This window comes from Arthrobacter koreensis, from assembly GCF_035792275.1.
In the GTDB taxonomy this organism is placed as follows: domain Bacteria; phylum Actinomycetota; class Actinomycetes; order Actinomycetales; family Micrococcaceae; genus Arthrobacter_B; species Arthrobacter_B koreensis_A.
Window position 1 is genome coordinate 106,578 of sequence record NZ_JAMWKK010000007.1, and the last position, 15,568, is coordinate 122,145.

The following is a 15,568-nucleotide window of genomic DNA, read 5'->3' on the forward strand; positions in this document are numbered from 1 at the left end:
CGTGCCGTGCCGCGCACGGAACCATGTTCTTCACCAACTGATAGGAATGACTCCTCCCATGACTGCAGAGCCACACAACCCAGCCGGCGCAAGCGCCGCAGCGGCCGAGGGCACCACCATTACGTCCCTGCGCTCCTACGGGCTCCTGGGCCGCAGCATCGCGGAAGCGGCGGGTTCCTTCCTGCTGGTGCTGGCGGGCCTGGGCGTCTCCTTCTTCAACCCGTCAGGCGGCCTGTCAGCTCCGCTGGCCTTCGGCCTGGTCCTGGCAGCGGCCATGATTGCCTTCGGCTACATTTCCGGAGGGCACTTCCTGCCCACCATCACCATCGGCAGCGCGCTGGCCGGACGCACGTCCTGGAAGGCAGTCCTGCCGTACATCGCCGCACAGCTGGTCGGGGCGCTGTTCGCTGCCCTCATCCTCTGGGTTTCAATGACGGGGCACCCGCAGATCCCGGAGACCCAGCCGTTCTTCGCAGCTGTTGCCAACGGCTTTGCCGAGAACTCGGCCACACAGTTCCCGCTGGCCGGTGCGCTGCTGACTGAAGTCATCGCCGCAGCCCTGCTCACCGCCGTCTTCCTCGGCGCCGGGACGCGCCTTTCAGCCGCTTCCGGTGCCTTCGCCGTCGGTGTCACCTACGCGGCGCTGCTGACCTTCCTGGTTCCGATCACCGGCGGTTCGATCAACCCGGCCCGCTCCACGGCCGTCGCTGTCTTCGCCGAGCCCTGGGCGCTGGAACAGCTGTGGCTCTTCTGGCTGGCTCCGCTGCTGGGTGCGGCCATCACCGGCCTGATCTACCGCAGCCTCGACTTCGCCTCGCCCGGTGCCGTCGTGGTTATCGAAGAGGAATTCGCAGATGACGACGAGGACCTTGCTGCCGAGACTGCCGAGACTGCCACTGGCGCGGGCACGGCACCGGCTGCCGGCACAGTGACCGCAGCCGGCAGCGAAGAACCGGCCCGGACAGAAGCGGACGACGCCGATGCCCGCGGCTTCTTCGACGCTGACTCACCTGTTGCAGCCAAGGAAGAAAGGGAGCAGGACGGCCCCGGTACCCCCGGCAGCAGCCGTTCCTAGCTCCGATCAGCTCCAGGCGGGTTGAACCCGCCGAAACTGCCGCCCGCAGGCGGCACTGCTGTACCCGGCCACACGCCGGCGAATCTGCAGTGTCACCGGCGGGCGGTAGTTTTGTTGGTATGCGAATCCTGCACACTTCCGACTGGCACCTGGGCCGTTCCTTCCACGGAGTGGGAATGCTCCAGGCGCAGCGCGCTTTCCTGGACCAGCTCCTGGAAACCGTCCGCGGCGAGGGGGTTGACGCGGTCCTTATCTCCGGAGATGTATATGACCGCGCGCTTCCCGGGGTGGACGTGGTGCGGCTGCTCGATGAGGCCCTTGCCGGGATCACGGGCGCCGGTGCCCGGGTAATCCTGACGAGCGGAAACCACGATTCCGCTGCCCGCCTGGGATTTGGCGGGCGCATCTTCGAGCAGGGCGGTGTCCACCTGAGGACAGGCATCGAAGCCATCACTTCTCCGGTGCTGCTGCACGACGGCGCGGCTACGGTGGCTGTGTACGGCATCCCTTACCTTGAACCGCGGCTCGCAGCTCCTGAACTAGGCACGGATGTCCCCTCCAGCCATGCCGGCGTGCTGGGAGAAGCCGTGCGGCGCATCAAGGAGGATGTCCGGGTCCGCGAAGAAGCCGGGGAACCGGTGCTGCCGGTGGTCATGGCGCATACCTTCGCCTCCGGGGGAATCACCTCGGACAGCGAACGCGACCTGTCGGTGGGCGGCGTCGGCGCCGTTCCCCTGGACCTGTTCAGCTCTTTCACCTACGCTGCGCTGGGCCACCTGCATGGAAGGCAGGAACTGGCGTCGAACGTCTGGTACAGCGGCTCTCCGCTGCCCTATTCCTTCTCCGAGGCCAGGCAGGCCAAAGGCGGGCTGCTGGTCGAACTCGGTCCGTCCGGCCTGTCGGGTGTTGTCCCGGTCGCCTGGCCGGCCCCCAAGCGGCTCGAAGTGCTTCGGGGAACACTGGAGGACCTGCTGGCAGATACCGGGCTCGCCGAAGCGGAGGACGCCTGGTGCCAGGTGACACTTACGGATGATTCCCGTCCGGCCAAGGCCATGGAGCGCATCCGGTCGCGCTTCCCCGGCACCCTCGCGCTCTCCTTCGAGCCGGCCTCCGGGTCACGCGGTACGAACGAGAGCTACAGCCGGAGGCTCGCCAGCGCCACCGACGACCTTGATGTGTGCTGCGGGTTCCTGGACCACGTGCGCTCGCGGGAAGCGGCGCCGGAGGAAAGGGACCTGTTTGCCGAAGTACTGCGGAAGGTAAATGCGGCGGAGGTAGCCAAATGAGGATCCATCGCCTGGAAATGCAGGCGTTCGGACCGTTCGCCGACCGACAGACAGTCGATTTCGACGCGCTGGGGGAGCAGGGACTCTTTCTGCTCAACGGTCCGACCGGCGCCGGCAAGACCAGCGTGCTGGATGCTATCTGCTTTGCGCTCTACGGGTCGGTTCCCGGGGCGCGCCAGGAAGCCCGGAAGCTGCGCAGCGACCACGCCGCCCCCGGGGTGGTCCCGGAGGTGGTCCTGGACTTCAGTGCGGGGGAACGCCGGTTCCAGGTGGTGCGCAGCCCCCAGTGGGAGCGGCCGGCCAAGCGCGCGGGGAGCGCAAGGGGAACAGTCACCGAACAGGCCCGTACGCTGCTGAGCGAACGCGTGCACGGCGAATGGGTCCAGAAGACCACGCGCAACGACGAAGCCGCGGCCGAAATCCAGGCGCTTCTGGGCATGAGCCGGGAACAGTTCACCCGCGTGGTGATGCTGCCCCAGGGCGACTTCGCGGCCTTCCTGCGCGCAGACGCCACTTCCCGAGCCGAGCTGCTCCAGCGTCTGTTCGGAACCTGGCGCTACGAGGAGATCGAACAGCAGCTCAAGGCCGAGGCCGACGAGGCCAAGGCGCAGCTGGCCTCGGCGCAGGCCTCCGCTGACCTCCTCCGTGCCCGGGCGCGGAGCGAAGTTGAACGCTGCGCCAAGCTTGTTCTCAGCCCGGACGGCAGCGGGCCGGACTTCCTGCAGGGGCTGCTGCCCGGGACTGAGCCGGCCGGAACTGAGCCGACCGGAACTGAGCCGGCCGGAGAGACCGGCGATGCCCGGGCAGCTGCGGACAGCCCGGGGCCAACGGACTCGGCGTGGCTGTCGGCCGTCCGCTCGGGACTCACCGCGCACCTCACTTTCCTGCGGGACGCCCAAAAGTCCACCTCGGAGCGTTTCAGGCAGGCGGAGGAGTCCCTGCACAGGATCGAAGCGCGCAGGGCCCGGGGCCTGGCACTGCTCCAGCTGGAAGCCGACGAACGCGAGCACGCGGCCAGGTTCGAAGCCAGTCTGCCGCAGCGGCGGGCACTGGAGGCACATGTCCGTGCGGAGGGGCTCAGAGGCTACCTCGACTCCCTTGCCTCCGCCGAAGCCGGCGTGGAAAGGACACTGAAGGCAGCGCAGGCTTCGCTGGAGGAACTCGTCGAAGCTGCCGGGGCCGCGGGTCTGAAGGACCTGGTCCCGGCCTACCGCCCCGATTCTGACGGACCGGACAGCACGCTCCCTGAAGCCGAGGCACTGGCGCTGCTGGAAGATCACACGGCCAAGGAAATCTCCGCTGCTGAAAACGCGCTGGCTGACGCCGAACGTGCCGCAGCGCTGGGTCAGCTGGCCGCCCGGGAACAGGCACGGGAGGAGCAGCTGCGCGCCGAGGCCGCAGCTGCCGGGGACACCGCAGGGAACTACAGGGCGGAAAAGGAGGAACTGGGCGCAGCCCTTCCCTCCCTAAGGGCCAGGGCAGGAGCCATGGAAGCGGCCCGCCGCCGAATGGAGGAGGCCACGAGGATCCAGGAGGTGATCCGCGGCTACACGGCGGCACGGGCAGCGGCGGCTGCTTCAGCAGAGGCAGCCGCCGGGGCCCGGGAGGTTTACCAGGACGCCCGGGGGAAATGGCAGGACCTGCTGCAGCTGCGCCTGGACCAGGCCGCAGCGGAGCTGGCCTCCACGCTGACGCCGGGCAGCGATTGCCCGGTGTGCGGAAGCGCCTCCCACCCGTCCCCGGCTCCGCTGCCGGAGGGCAGGGAACTCGTGACCCGGGAGGAAGAAGCGGCCGCGCGGACGGCAACAGCCGACGCCGAGAAAATTTGGGAAGGCGCCAGGGCCGCTGCCGAAGCAGACGCATCCCGTGCCGCTGCCCTGCATGCGCAGGGAGGGGACTCGGATCCGGAAGAGGCCCGCAGCGCGGGCGAGCAGGCAGCCGGGGAACTCCGCGCTGCGGAGCAGGCTGCGGAGGAGCTCGGAGACACGGAGGAACGCCTTCAGGAAATAGAGGCCGAGCTCAGCCGGCTTGAAGCATCACGTTCCAGTCTCCTCCAGGAAGCAGCGCAGGCACAGGCACGTGCTGCCGCCGCAGCGGAGGAGAAAGCCGAACTCCTGCGCCGCGGCTCCGGGGAAACATCCGGACCGGAGGCACTTTCGGCTCTTCTGGAGGCACTCGGCCTGGTGCGTAGGCTGACTGCCGCGGCACGGACAGCGCTGCAGGCTGCACGGCAGGCGGGGGAATTCCGGCTGGACGCGGCGAAGGCCCTCGAAGGCGCGCTGGGCGGCACCGGTTTCGAGGATACAGACGCCGCCCGGGCGGCACTGCTGCCCGGTCCCGAAGCGCAGGAACTGCGGTCGGGGATTGAGGCGCTGGACGCGGAAGCGGCACGGCTGGCGCTGCGGCGGGAAAACGAAGACGCGCTCGCCTCACTGGACAGCGACGGCGTACCCGAAGCCATGCCCAATGAGGAGGACGTCGCCGAAGCATCCGAGGCAGCAGAGGCGGCTCGGCGGGAGGTCTCAGCCGCAGCGGTGCAGGTGGAGCTGCTTGCCGGATCCGCAGAGGCCCTGGCAGACCTGGCGGAGCAGCTCGCACAGGCGGAGGCTGAGACGGAGCCCCTGCGCCAGCGGCATGAGCTCCTGCAGTCGGTCAGCGACACCGCCCGCGGCAACGGAGAGAACAATTACCGGATGGCGCTGAGCACCTATGTCCTGGCAGCGAGGTTGGAACAGGTCGCCGCTGCGGCAACGGAGCGTCTCGCAGCGATGACCGGCGGGCGCTATTCGCTGGTGCATGACGATTCGAAGTCCGGAAACCGCAGGGCGGGCCTGGGCCTGCACGTCATTGACGACTGGACGGGGATCCGCCGGGACACCTCAACGCTTTCCGGCGGCGAATCCTTTATGGCGTCCCTGGCCCTGGCCCTGGGCCTGGCCGACGTGGTCCAGCAGGAGTCCGGTGGAACAAGCATGGAAACCCTGTTCGTTGATGAAGGGTTCGGCAGCCTTGACGAGGAAGCCCTGGAACAGGTGATGGATGCCCTGGAAGGCCTGCGCGACGGCGGACGCATGGTGGGCCTGGTCAGCCACGTTGCCGAGATGAAGCAGCGCATCAGCGCGCAGCTGCAGATCACCCGCGGCCGCAACGGATCAACCGTCCACTATCGGATGGCGGGCGCACCCGCGGCGTGACCGGAGGGGTTGGCCCGGGGGACCGGCCAGCGGGATGTACGCCAGGAGCGAGCACGGCCTCTCCGGCCGCGCCGGCCGGGGTAGGATCGCCATGTAACCGGGTCGGGCGCATCGGGAGGAGGGACGATGCGCGATTTTTGCCTGAACTGAGTACCGCATGAAACCTTTCACCACTGACCAGCAGTCCGCCGCCGGAAGTCCCGAATCAGCTGCCTTCGACGCTCTACCTGGCGACGGAACCACAGCCCCGGCCAAAGGCCGCTACGCGCGCATCCTTGAACTTGCCGGCCCCGCATTCTTCTCAGTGGCGTTCCTCGCCCGGCTTCCGCTGGCGATGCTCACCATCGGAGCACTGACGCTGGTCACCAGTATCACCGGGTCCTACGCGCAGGGCGGCTTCGCCGCCGGCGCAGTCGGTATCGGATCCGCCGTGGGCGGTCCAGCCCTGGGATACCTCGCCGACCGGATCGGCCAGCGGCCGGTGCTGCTCGGTGCCGCCATCGCCAATCCGCTGCTGATCATCGGCACCATTCTCACCGCTGCACAGCTTCCCGACGGAGGGCCCCTGACCGCCGTCCTGGCTGCGGCCTTCGGCATGGGAGCCACGGGTCCGCAGGTGGGGCCGCTGGCACGGGTCCGCTGGATGGCGATGACCTCCAAAGACCGGAGCGGCAAGGAACTCGGCACAGCGCTGTCCTACGAAAGCATGGCCGACGAATTGAGCTTTGTGCTGGGCCCGGCCCTCGTGGGGCTGCTCGCTGCAGCCGTGGCTCCCTGGCTGCCCTTGGCCCTCGCCGCAGTGCTTTCTGCGTCGATGGTCAGCGCCTTTGCCTTCCACCGGTCCGCTGCGGTGGTGCTCCCCGCCCCCCGGCGCACCAAGAACACGCTGCCTGAGCCAGAAGACACGGTGCAGCGGGGCGGGACCTCGTGGGGGCTGCTGGCGCTTCCGGTCCTTGGCATGGTCGCGATGGGTACGTTCTTCGGCGCCACCCAGGCCTCGCTGGCTGCCTTCGGCGGGACGTTTGGTGCCGCTGACGCGGCTGGACTCCTGTATTCGATCATGGGAATCAGCTCGGCCGCCGCTGCCCTGTCCGTTGCCTTCTGGCCCCAGCGGTTCAGCCAGTCTGCCCGCTGGGTTGTATCGGCTGCTGCAATGACCGCCGCAGCGCTCCTGCTGCTCCTGCCCTCAGGCATTCCGGGCATGCTTGCCGTCCTTTTCCTTCTGGGCATACCGGTGGGACCTACCATGGTCAGCATTTTCGGAATTGGTGCTGAACTCGCACCGCGGCACCTCATGGGCACGTTCATGACGCTGCTTGCCAGCGGCACGGTGGCCGGGACGGCGGTGGGCTCGGGACTGGCCGGCCCGCTCGCCGAAGCATTCGGCCATTCGGCCGCGTTCCTTGTCAGCGCAGGTGCGGCCGCTTCACTCCTGGTGCTGGGCATCGCCTCTGCGGCGGCTGTACGGCGCGCGAAGAACCAAACAGCATAGCCCGGAGCCCGGCTGCATTGCCGTTTCACCCGGCCGGCGCGGGTAACATTACGCACCCGGTCTCGATTGTGTTTCCAATCACATAAATTCCTTGACGATGAGTGACGCATTTCATAGCGTTTACCTGTAGAACTTTTGTTCAACATGCGAACATCGCGTGGAAAACCACGTGTTTTCACGCCGTCGCACACGAACCGGAGTTCTCGCCCTGCGGCCGTCTTCGCGGGGTTCCACCGTACAAGGAGCGCTTTTAGTGAAACGCAATGCCCCCGTCCTCCTGGCCGCAGCGGCCGCTTTGACCCTCAGCGCCTGTGGAGGCGGATCTCTTTCCGGTGACGAGAGCACCTCCGGTGCAGAAGGCACCTCCGGGCTCACCACCCTTTCCGTGGGAATCATGCCCATTGTCGACACCGCACCGATCTGGCTGGGCAAGGAACAGGGTTTCTTTGAGGCAGAGGGCCTGGACCTGGATATCCAGACCACCACCGGCGGGGCAGCCGCTGTCCCCGGCGTGGTAAGTGGGGACTTCGATTTCGCCTTCGGCAACGTCGTCTCCGTCATGGTCGCCAATGACAAGGGACTGGACATCCAGCTCGTCTCCAACGGCAACTCCACAACCGGGGACACCTCCTCGGACTTTGGTGCCGTCGTCGTTCCGGCCGGATCCGATATCCAGGATGCCGCAGATCTGGCCGGCACGACCGTCTCCGTCAACAACCTCTCCAACATCGGAGACACCACCATCAGGAAGCTCGTGGAGAACGCGGGCGGTGACCACGAGAGCATCAAGTTCGTCGAGGTGCCGTTCCCCGATGCCCCGGCTGCGATTGAATCCGGCCAGGTCGACGCCGCCTGGATCCTGGATCCCTTCCTCACCCAGGTCGTCGAAGACGGCGCCCGGGTCATTGCCTACAACTTCGCCGAAACGCACCCGAGCCTGGACATCAGCGGCTACTTCACCACGTCCTCCTATATCGCGGAGAACCCGGAAACCGTTGAGAAGTTCACCCGGGCCATGAAGAAGTCCCTTGAATTCGCTCAGGAGAACCCTGACGCAGTGCGGGAAATTGTTGGCACCTACACCAAGATCGACGAAGAAATGCGCGGCAAGATGGTTCTCCCCGCGTTCCATGCGGACTTCGACCGTGAAGGCCTGACGATCCTCGGCGAAGCCGCAGCGAGCTATGGAACGCTGTCCAAGGCTCCGGACCTGGACGCTATGCTGCCGGCACAGGACTAGCAACGCACCCTCCGCCCGGTTCGAGAAGAACGAGAGCATATGAAATCCGCTAAACGTCTCCCCACGGGGCCGTTGCTGGGGCTGGCAGGAATCCTCGGGTTCCTGCTGACCTGGGAACTGATTCCGCGACTGGGAGTGGTCAACCCCCGATTCCTGCCACCCGCCAGTGAAGTGCTGGGAGTCTTCATTAACAACCTGGGCCTCGGAGCGTTCTGGGCCGCCGTGGTGGACACCATGACGGGCTGGTTCCTGGGCCTGCTGATCGCCACGGTGGCAGCAGTGGTCCTGGGCCTTGTGATCGGCTCCAGCAACTTCCTGCGCAAAGCCACCAACTCCACCATTGAGTTCCTCCGCCCCATCCCCTCGGTGGCACTGATCCCGCTGGCCGTGCTGCTGTTCGGGTTCCGGATCGAATCGACGCTGCTGCTGGTGGTGTACGCCTCCTTCTGGCAGGTCCTGATCCAGGTCCTGTACGGGGTCGCGGATGTGGACCCGGTCGCCAACAACACGGCCAAGAGCTTCGGCCTCGGCCGCCTGGCCCGGATCCGCTACGTGGTGTGGCCAACCACCCTTCCGTACCTGATGACCGGGGTCCGGCTTGCCGCGGCTGTGGCGCTGATCCTGGCCATCACCGCAAGCCTGATCATTGGGTCGCCCGGACTCGGCAAGGAAATCGCCAACGCCCAGTCCGGCGGCGCGATCGCGCAGATGTACGCGCTGGTCCTGACCACCGGTGTGCTTGGCATCCTGATCAACATGGGCATGCGCGTCATTGAGCGCCGCACCTTGTCCTGGCACAGCTCGGTCCGCGGGGAGGTAGTGGTATGAACACGCTCAAGAAAGCCGGCTACCTGGTCGGGCTCCCGGCGCTGCTGATCTTCATCTGGTGGTTCAGCACCCAGGGCAGCACCAACTTCTTCGTCCCGAAGCCGGGAACGCTGGTTGAGAAGTTCGTGACGGTCTGGACCTGGGACCGGATCATGACCGATGTGCTGCCCAGCCTCATCCGGCTGGTAACCGGCATTGTGCTGGCCATCATCCTGGGCACCGGACTCGGCATCCTGGTAGGCACCACCCGCTGGCTGCGGAGCCTGCTCGAACCCGTGCTCGAGTTCTTCCGGGCCATTCCGCCGCCCGTGCTGATCCCGGTGCTGATGCTCCTGATCGGCATCAACGACCAGATGAAGATTGCGGTTATCGTCTCCGGCTGTATCTGGCCGGTGCTGCTGAACACCATCGAGGGTGTCCGCGCCGTCGACGGCGTGCTCAGCGATTCCGCCCGCACCTTCCGCATCGGCGGGTTCGCCAGGCTGCGCTACCTGGTGCTGCCCAGCGCCAGCCCGCAGATCATGGCCGGTATCCGCCAGTGCCTGTCAATTGGCCTGATCCTCATGGTCATCTCGGAGATGTTCGCATCCTCCGAAGGCCTGGGCTTCACCATCGTCCAGTTCCAGCGGTCCTTCGCCATCCCCGAGATGTGGAGCGGCATAGTGGTCCTTGGCCTGATCGGCGTCGCCATGTCATTTTTGTTCCAGTGGTCCGAACGCCGCATCCTCGGCTGGTACCACGGTTTGAGAGAGGTAGAACATGCAGAGTAATCCCACGGAGGGCCAGGTCCAGCCGCTGCTGTCGGTCCGGGGCGTCCAGAAGATCTACAAGGTCGATGCCGGGGAGATCGAAGCTGTCCGCAACCTGACTTTCGACCTCCGTCCCGGCGAGCTCGTCTGCCTGGTGGGTCCCTCCGGCAGCGGCAAGACCACGCTGCTGAAGATCATCGCCGGCCTGATGGCCCCCACCTCGGGCGAGGTTGTCCTTGCCGGTAAGAAGGTCACCGAACCGCCGAAGGACATGGCAGTTGTTTTCCAGGAATACGGGCGCAGCCTTTTCCCCTGGATGACCGTCCGCGGGAACGTGGAGCTTCCGCTCAAGAACGCCGGAATCGCCAAGGCAGAGCGCAACCAGCTGGTGGACAATGCGCTGGAAGCCGTTGGCCTGGCGCACGTTCCCACCAGCTACCCCTGGCAGCTGTCCGGCGGCATGCAGCAGCGTGTGGCGATCGCCCGCGCCGTCGCGTACCAGCCCAAGGTCCTGCTCATGGATGAGCCGTTTGCCGCCGTGGATGCCCAGACCCGTGCGGACCTGGAAGACCTGGTGCGCAGCGTCTGGGAGAAGCTGGGCGTGACCATCCTGTTCGTCACGCACGACATCGACGAATCCGTGTACCTGGGGGAGCGGGTGGTGGTCCTCTCCAGTTCACCGACCGTGGTGCAGGAAGACATCGTGATCGACCTTCCGGAGAAGCGCGACCAGCTCACCACCCGGTCGCTTCCACGCTTCGTGGAGCTGCGCAACCACGTATATGAGCAGATTCAGATTGCAAAGCAGAACAAGGGGCAGGCAGCTCCTGCGGCTTCGGCCGCTCCGCGGACCACTGTCCCGCACGTTCCGGCGACCACCCACGGGGTGCTGGCTGACGGAGGCGGCGCCGGGGACGGTTCCTAGGCCGCAGCCCGTACGGCTGCAGTACAGGGCCGGTGGTTTCCTCCTTGGGGGGAGGAAACCACCGGCCCTGTGCTGTATGCGGCAGGTGGCCTAGTATCGAAAGTCAGGCGCCTGCGGGCCGGACTGGTCCGCAGGCCACCCAAGGGGAGGAAAGACCATGGCTGATGCAGGCAAGGGAACACCCGAGGAGCAGGACAAGAACGACGGCGCCGGGGCGGAGGGCACCATTCCTGAATCAGGCGACGGCGTAGCTGCAGCGAGCACCGAAGAGGCATCCAACTTCGAACCCGAAGAAGATACCGACTCCGGTTCCTGACGCGCCGCCGGAACCGGAGGGCGGGCCTAGCCCAGGCTGGGTGCGTGCGTGGGCGGCAGCGGGATGTAGATGTTTCCCGTTGTCACTCCGCCGGTGCAGACCTCTTCAGCGTCGGCGTCGTTCTCGGCGGTCTGGGGAACAGCTACTTCCGGTTCCGCGGCGAGTACCCGTAGCGCGGCGGCTGCCTCATGGGCAGCAGGGCGGGCGTCGGGAAGCCGGTTGGTCATGGCGCGGAGCAGTTCCACCCATTCAGTCCCGAGGGATTCGGGGATTTCGGGGTCGCGGAGCAGACGGGCAACAGCGGCCTCCACGATCGGGCCCGGGAAGGCCTTTTCGCCGGTCAGGGACTCAAGGAGTACGAGGCCGAGGGAGTAGATGTCAGTGGACGGTGCAACCGTTCCACCCTGCGCCTGTTCCGGGCTGAGGTAGTTGGCGGTGCCGATCGTGGCACCGTGGGCGGTGGCGACGGTCGCCTCAACGAGGCGCGCAATGCCGAAGTCGGTCAGCTTCGGGTACAGCCGCGAGTCGTGTTCCTGGGGGTAAAGCAGGATGTTGGCGGGCTTCACATCCCGGTGGATGACGCCTTTGGAATGGACGTACGCGAGGGCGTCGGCCAGGTCTGCTCCCAGTGAAGCAACGGACACTGCCGGCAGCGGCCCCGACTTCAGCGTGCGGCGCAGGTCGGGGCCGTCCACCAGTTCCATGACCAGGTAGTTCAAGACCTGGCCGTCCTCTGCGTGGTGCAGTCCGGCGTCCAGCAGGGTGACCAGTCCGGGATGGTTCAGGGTTGCCAGCAGCAGTGTTTCAGTGTGCTGGCGGCGGTAGTCGTCATCCTCCTGGACCGAAGGCCGGAAGATCTTAACGGCGACGTCGCGGCCCAGGTTCTCATCCACCGCCCGGTGCACGGAAGCAGCGCCACCGGTGCCGATCAGGTCGGTGGTGCGGTAACGCTGCCCCAGGAATAAGTCCACGGGCGTCCTCACTTAGGGTTTGAACTGCGGGGGATGGAACATGGACGGATCTGCACAAAAAATACAAAGCACACTTAGTAATCTCACTTCAGTGTACGGACTATTTGATCCTATCCTGCGCCGACACCCCTTCAGTCCAGTTTTTGCCCGCCGTAACCAAGTCTTGACCTCAGCGGCCCGGGGCGGAGGTGCCCAGGAACTCCACTGCGGCGTTCTTGAAGGCCCGGGAGGTGACGGCATTGGCATGCCGGCGGCCCGGGAGGAGCAGCAGGTCCGCCTGCCCGTTGAGTGCAGCCAGGCGGGGAGCGGTCACTGCCAGCTCGTCCTGTTCACCGGCGACCAGCAGCAGCGGCATTGCAGGCACTGCCGCTTCAGGCGAGAACGGCTCTTCCTTGATCGCCGCGATCAGCGTGAGGAGAGCATCCAGGTTGTTGCTCGGCACCAGCTGGGCCATCCGGAGCAGATCCGCGCTGACCGGATCCGCAAGGGGAGTCCCGTCGGCAAGCGACTGGCGTGCGCCGTCCAGGTCGAACTCCGCCAGCGGGTCCCCGGCGCCGGGTCCGCCCAGGACCATCCGGTGCACAATATGCGGGGCAGCGGCGCCCAGCTCCCATGCCAGGCGCGAGCCCAGGGAGTAGCCCAGCACGTCCACGCCCGATGACGGATCGCCGTCCGCCAGCGGCCGCACGCCTGCTTCAGAGAGCAGGTCCAGCAGCTGGGCACGGATCCGGCTTGGGTAGTAGTTCTCACGCTCTTCGGGGGAGCTGCTGCGTCCGTGCCCCGGCAGGTCGACCGTGATGACCCGGCGTCCTGCGTCGGTCAGCGCGTTGATCCAGCCGGTGGACTCCCAGTTCAGCTCCGCCGAGGAGGCAAACCCGTGCAGCGCCAGCACCGGACGCAGGGCACTTCCACCCTCAGGCTCGTGGACTTCACTGTGCATGGCGGGGGAGGTGCCGATGCCTGCACCCATGCCTTAGTCCTCGTCCAGGACAGCAGAGAGACGCACCCGGCGGCGGGCCGGGGCTTCCTGGGGGACGGTGCCCACAATCCCGGCTGTGTCGTCGGGGACCTCGAAGACCACCAGCGGCTCGCCGACGTTGATCTTCTCTCCCGCTTCACCGTAGATGCGCGCAACGACGCCGGCCTGGGGGGAGGGCAGCTCAACTGCGGACTTGGAGGTCTCCACCTCCACCAGGGGCTGGTTGCGTTCCACCTGGTCGCCCGGGGCGACGAGCCATTCGAGAACGGTTGCTTCGATCAGGCCTTCGCCGAGGTCGGGCAGGGGAAATGAAATTTCAGCCACGCCGGTACTCCAATACTCGCTGGATCCCAAAGAGGATTCGGTCAATGTTCGGGATGTATTCGTCTTCCAGGTCACCCGAGGGATACGGTACGTCGAATCCGGTGACCCGCTCCACCGGAGCCTTGAGTGTGTCGAAACAGTGCTGTGTGATGAGCGCGGCTACTTCCGCTCCCAGCCCGGCCGTGAGCGGGGCTTCATGCACTACGACGGCGCGGCGCGTCTTCGAGACCGAGGCCGCCAGGCCTTCGGCGTCGATGGGCTTGAGCCAGCGCAGGTCGAGCACCTCGATTTCGATCCCGTCCTCTGCCGCCAGTTCGGCGACCTGCAGGCAGCGGGCTACCATGGCGCCCCACGCCACCAGTGTGAGGTGCTTGCCGGGCCGGACCACCCGTGAACCCTGCAGGTTTCCCGGCGCTGCGGTATCAACGCTGTCCTTCTGCCAGTAGCGGGACTTCGGTTCCATGAAGATGACCGGATCCGGCTGCGCGGCGGAGTGCCTCAGCAGGTGGTAGGCCTGATGCGGACTGGACGGCGAGACAACCTTCAGACCGGGAACATGGGCGAACAGCGCTTCCAGCGACTCCCCGTGGTGTTCCGGTGCCCGGATTCCGCCGAAGCTCGGCACGCGCAGGGTCACCGGCATGGGCATTGTGCCGCGGCTGCGGTAGTTCATGCGGGCCAGCTGGGTGATGATCTGGTTCACGGCCGGGTAGGCGAAGCCGTCGAACTGCACTTCGGGAATCGGGTGGAAGCCGGCCATGGCCAGACCCACGGACATGCCCAGAATGCCCGATTCGGCGAGGGGTGTGTCGAAGACCCGGTCAGCGCCGAAACGCTTCTGCAGGCCGTCGGTGATGCGGAAGACGCCGCCCAGGCGCCCAACGTCCTCACCAAGCACTACGGCCTTGGGATCTTCGGCCAGGATCTCGGCCAGCGCACGGTTGAGCGCTGCCTGCATGGACATGGTTTCGGCGGTGTCCGCGGAGCCGGCCTCCACGGGGCGTGCTCCTTCGGCCAGTTGGCTAGACATGCTCGGATTCCTCCCGCCAGGCACGGGCCTGGGCCTTAAGTTCTTCGGTGGGTTCAGCGAAGACGAAGTCGAACATTTCCTGTCCGGGACGCGGCTGGAGAGCCTGGACGCCCTCGCGGACGGTATCCGTGTGCGACTTGGCTTCCGCGGCTGCGCCGTCCAGGAATGCCTGGTCAGCGGCTCCGGTTTCCAGCAGCAGTGCTGCCAGGCGTGCCACGGGGTCTTCGCCGCCGTCGCGCCGTTCTTCGTCGAGGGTGCGGTAACGTCCCGGATCATCACTCGTGGAGTGCGGGCCGCGGCGGTACGTCATCGCCTCAATGAGCACCGGGCCGTTGCCTGCCCGGGCGTGGGCAAGGGCGGCGCGCGTGGCACGGACGACCGCGGGGGCATCGTTGCCGTCCACGGTTATGGATGCCATTCCATATCCTGCGGCCCTGGCGGCGACAGTTCCGCCGGCTACCTGTTCCTCGGTGGGCAGGGAAATTGCCCAGCCGTTGTTCTGGACGAAGAACACCACGGGTGCCTTCAGCACTCCGGCGAAGTTCATCGCTTCGTGGACATCACCCTGGGAGCTGGCTCCGTCACCGAAGTAAGTGATTGCGGCCGGGAGATCTCCTGCGGCTGTGCCGTGGGATGCAGCGAGGCGCTGGCCATGGGCCCAGCCGACAGCGTGCAGCACGGAGCCGCCCACCACGGCCTGGATCGGCGCGAGGCGCGTGGTGACCGGGTTGTAGAGACCGCCGTGCCAGCTGGCCTTGTGGGTGGACATGTACTCAACCATGTCCACGCCAAGGGCCAGGGCAACGCCCATCTCGCGGTAAGTGGGGAAGGCGAAGTCTCGGGAACTGTCCAGGGCGAAGGCACTGCCCACCTGGGCTGCTTCCTGTCCCAGTTCCGGTGCGTAGCCTGGAAGGATGCCCTGCCGCTGCCAGGCCACGGCTGCGACGTCGAGGTCGCGGGTGGCAACCAGCAGTTTGTACAGCCGGCGCAGCTCCTCGGCTGTGAGCTCCGGGGTGCTCGTTGTATCTAGGTCCATGGGGAGAACGTAACCGGCATCACTCAACCCTGCAAACAGCTAACGCTCGAATGGACACACTGCACAGATAGTCCACCGGAAGGCGCGACTACCTGTACAAATTGCACACTCTTCCACGTGTGA

14 protein-coding genes are annotated in these 15,568 nt (G+C 66.4%); 9 read left to right on the top strand and 5 right to left on the bottom strand.

All coding sequences use genetic code 11. From position 1 onward, the window contains the following. Positions 1–58: 58 nt before the first annotated feature. The 9 genes from NGB94_RS09105 (at position 59) to NGB94_RS09145 (ending at position 11,105) form a co-directional block, all read left to right on the top strand. Entirely contained in the window at positions 59–1,075 is a 1,017-nt protein-coding gene (locus NGB94_RS09105; RefSeq protein WP_325790300.1) for an MIP/aquaporin family protein, read from the top strand. Positions 1,076–1,194: 119 nt separating this feature from the next. After that, on the top strand, positions 1,195–2,361 hold the full coding sequence (locus tag NGB94_RS09110; protein WP_325790302.1) for an exonuclease SbcCD subunit D: 1,167 nt from the start codon (positions 1,195–1,197) through the stop codon (positions 2,359–2,361). Continuing rightward, the gene (locus tag NGB94_RS09115; protein WP_325790304.1) at positions 2,358–5,555 is read left to right on the top strand and encodes an SMC family ATPase; all 3,198 of its coding nucleotides are present in this window, start codon (positions 2,358–2,360) and stop codon (positions 5,553–5,555) included. The genes NGB94_RS09110 and NGB94_RS09115 overlap by 4 nt, the downstream gene beginning before the upstream one ends. A 157-nt stretch (positions 5,556–5,712) precedes the next feature. Further along, a complete protein-coding gene (locus NGB94_RS09120) occupies positions 5,713–7,047 on the top strand; it encodes an MFS transporter (RefSeq protein WP_325790305.1) in 1,335 nt (444 codons plus the stop codon). A gap of 253 nt (positions 7,048–7,300) precedes the next feature. Continuing rightward, positions 7,301–8,287: an ABC transporter substrate-binding protein gene (locus tag NGB94_RS09125; RefSeq protein ID WP_325790306.1), complete on the top strand. Its 987-nt coding sequence runs from the start codon at positions 7,301–7,303 to the stop codon at positions 8,285–8,287. A 39-nt stretch (positions 8,288–8,326) separates the two neighbouring features. Then, positions 8,327–9,115 (top strand): ABC transporter permease, encoded by a 789-nt coding sequence (locus NGB94_RS09130; protein ID WP_325790307.1) that lies wholly within the window; start codon positions 8,327–8,329, stop codon positions 9,113–9,115. Further along, positions 9,112–9,885 (top strand): ABC transporter permease, encoded by a 774-nt coding sequence (locus NGB94_RS09135; RefSeq protein ID WP_325790308.1) that lies wholly within the window; start codon positions 9,112–9,114, stop codon positions 9,883–9,885. The genes NGB94_RS09130 and NGB94_RS09135 overlap by 4 nt, the downstream gene beginning before the upstream one ends. Next, positions 9,875–10,789 (top strand): ABC transporter ATP-binding protein, encoded by a 915-nt coding sequence (locus NGB94_RS09140; RefSeq protein WP_325790309.1) that lies wholly within the window; start codon positions 9,875–9,877, stop codon positions 10,787–10,789. The genes NGB94_RS09135 and NGB94_RS09140 overlap by 11 nt, the downstream gene beginning before the upstream one ends. A gap of 157 nt (positions 10,790–10,946) precedes the next feature. Then, positions 10,947–11,105 (top strand): hypothetical protein, encoded by a 159-nt coding sequence (locus NGB94_RS09145; protein ID WP_325790310.1) that lies wholly within the window; start codon positions 10,947–10,949, stop codon positions 11,103–11,105. Positions 11,106–11,131: 26 nt separating this feature from the next. On the opposite strand, the gene NGB94_RS09150 is transcribed toward NGB94_RS09145, so the two are convergent. The 5 genes from NGB94_RS09150 to NGB94_RS09170 all read right to left on the bottom strand — a co-directional run bounded on the left by NGB94_RS09150 (position 11,132) and on the right by NGB94_RS09170 (position 15,445). After that, a complete protein-coding gene (locus NGB94_RS09150; protein WP_325790312.1) occupies positions 11,132–12,076 on the bottom strand; it encodes a serine/threonine-protein kinase in 945 nt (314 codons plus the stop codon). Positions 12,077–12,245: 169 nt separating this feature from the next. Further along, the gene (locus NGB94_RS09155) at positions 12,246–13,046 is read right to left on the bottom strand and encodes an alpha/beta fold hydrolase (RefSeq protein ID WP_325790313.1); all 801 of its coding nucleotides are present in this window, start codon (positions 13,044–13,046) and stop codon (positions 12,246–12,248) included. A gap of 3 nt (positions 13,047–13,049) precedes the next feature. After that, positions 13,050–13,379: a biotin/lipoyl-containing protein gene (locus tag NGB94_RS09160; RefSeq protein WP_091603573.1), complete on the bottom strand. Its 330-nt coding sequence runs from the start codon at positions 13,377–13,379 to the stop codon at positions 13,050–13,052. Next, positions 13,372–14,409 (bottom strand): alpha-ketoacid dehydrogenase subunit beta, encoded by a 1,038-nt coding sequence (locus NGB94_RS09165; RefSeq protein WP_325790314.1) that lies wholly within the window; start codon positions 14,407–14,409, stop codon positions 13,372–13,374. Before NGB94_RS09165 ends, NGB94_RS09160 begins: the two co-directional genes overlap by 8 nt. Beyond that, the gene (locus tag NGB94_RS09170) at positions 14,402–15,445 is read right to left on the bottom strand and encodes a thiamine pyrophosphate-dependent enzyme (RefSeq protein ID WP_325790315.1); all 1,044 of its coding nucleotides are present in this window, start codon (positions 15,443–15,445) and stop codon (positions 14,402–14,404) included. Before NGB94_RS09170 ends, NGB94_RS09165 begins: the two co-directional genes overlap by 8 nt. Positions 15,446–15,568: the final 123 nt, after the last annotated feature.

Coding starts and splice junctions, on each gene's coding strand:
- NGB94_RS09105 (WP_325790300.1), top strand. CDS start 59: ATGACTGCAGAGCCACACAACCCAGCCGGCGCAAGCGCCGCAGCGGCC.
- NGB94_RS09110 (WP_325790302.1), top strand. CDS start 1,195: ATGCGAATCCTGCACACTTCCGACTGGCACCTGGGCCGTTCCTTCCAC.
- NGB94_RS09115 (WP_325790304.1), top strand. CDS start 2,358: ATGAGGATCCATCGCCTGGAAATGCAGGCGTTCGGACCGTTCGCCGAC.
- NGB94_RS09120 (WP_325790305.1), top strand. CDS start 5,713: ATGAAACCTTTCACCACTGACCAGCAGTCCGCCGCCGGAAGTCCCGAA.
- NGB94_RS09130 (WP_325790307.1), top strand. CDS start 8,327: ATGAAATCCGCTAAACGTCTCCCCACGGGGCCGTTGCTGGGGCTGGCA.
- NGB94_RS09135 (WP_325790308.1), top strand. CDS start 9,112: ATGAACACGCTCAAGAAAGCCGGCTACCTGGTCGGGCTCCCGGCGCTG.
- NGB94_RS09140 (WP_325790309.1), top strand. CDS start 9,875: ATGCAGAGTAATCCCACGGAGGGCCAGGTCCAGCCGCTGCTGTCGGTC.
- NGB94_RS09145 (WP_325790310.1), top strand. CDS start 10,947: ATGGCTGATGCAGGCAAGGGAACACCCGAGGAGCAGGACAAGAACGAC.
- NGB94_RS09155 (WP_325790313.1), bottom strand. CDS start 13,046: ATGGGTGCAGGCATCGGCACCTCCCCCGCCATGCACAGTGAAGTCCAC.
- NGB94_RS09165 (WP_325790314.1), bottom strand. CDS start 14,409: ATGTCTAGCCAACTGGCCGAAGGAGCACGCCCCGTGGAGGCCGGCTCC.
- NGB94_RS09170 (WP_325790315.1), bottom strand. CDS start 15,445: ATGGACCTAGATACAACGAGCACCCCGGAGCTCACAGCCGAGGAGCTG.